General features: G+C 73.3%; 2 protein-coding genes. One reads left to right on the forward strand and one right to left on the reverse strand.

Features of this window, described 5'->3' with window-relative positions:
• Window positions 1-854: FAD-dependent monooxygenase (locus AB0J09_RS65625; RefSeq protein ID WP_360714715.1), on the forward strand; the 854-nt coding region annotated here is incomplete at its 5' end.
• Between the two features lie 19 nt (window positions 855-873).
• Here the strand turns inward: AB0J09_RS65625 and AB0J09_RS65630 are convergent.
• Window positions 874-1,082: LysR substrate-binding domain-containing protein (locus tag AB0J09_RS65630; protein ID WP_360714717.1), on the reverse strand; the 209-nt coding region annotated here is incomplete at its 5' end.

Consider the following 1,082-nt stretch of genomic DNA (forward strand, 5'->3'; position numbering starts at 1 on the left):
AGCGGATCCTCGACGAGGCCGGGACCGTGCTGCGCCACTGGGAGCCCGCCGACGGCGACGAGAGCAGGCCGGAGATCGACCGGGGCCAGTTGCGCGGCCTGCTCATCGACTCGCTCGCCGAGGACACCATCCGCTGGGGCCGTCCGGTGGACGAGGTCACCGGCGAGGGCCGCGTGCTCTTCCGCGACGGCTCCAGCGAGGAGTTCGACCTGATCGTGGGCGCCGACGGGGCCTGGTCCCGGGTACGTCCGAGCCTGTCGAAGGACGTACCCGCCTACACCGGCGTCACCTTCGTCGAGACCGGCTTCGACGAAGGGCGCCATCCCGAGCTCGCGCGCCTGGTCGGCAACGGCTCCATGTCGGCGTACGGCGAGGACAAGGCCCTGGTCGCCCAGCGCAACAGCAACGGCCGCATCCGCGTGTACGCCGCCTTCCGGGGACCGCAGGACCTGCCTGCCTCAGAGGTGCCGGTGATGTTCGACGGGTGGGCCGAGAACCTGCGCGATCTCCTGCGACACGCCGACGACGAGTTCGTCACCCGCCCTCTGTTCGCCCTGCCCGTCCACCACACCTGGGAGCACACCCCCGGCATCACCCTGCTGGGCGACGCGGCACACCTGATGCCGCCGCTCGGCGTGGGCGCCAACCTGGCCATGCTCGACGGCGCCGAGCTGGCCGACGCCCTCGCCGCCGCGGCCGACCCCGACGAGGCAGTCCGTGCTTACGAGAGCGTCATGCTGCCGCGCTCGGCGCGCTTGGCCCGGTTCACCGCGGACGGCCTGGCGGCTCTCTTCTCACCCGAAGGCGCCAAGGGCGCCCTGCGCCTCTACGACCAGCTCAAGGGCCCCCGGTAGCGGCCGTCGAGGCCGCTGTTCAACGGATCGCGAAGGCCCGGCGTGCGTGCGCGAGCAGCTCGCGGACGGCGGGGCGGTGCCCGGCCCGCCACACCAGCGCGAGCAGCGCGGGTGTTTCGACGTCGGCGATGGTGCGGGCGGCGAGGCGGTCGCCGTAGCGGGCGGCCATCGAGTCGCTGAGGATGCCGACGGCCATGCCGCGGGCGGAGAGGTCGGCGATGGCGTCGG

It is taken from the genome of Nonomuraea sp. NPDC049784 (assembly GCF_040659615.1).
GTDB lineage: Bacteria > Actinomycetota > Actinomycetes > Streptosporangiales > Streptosporangiaceae > Nonomuraea.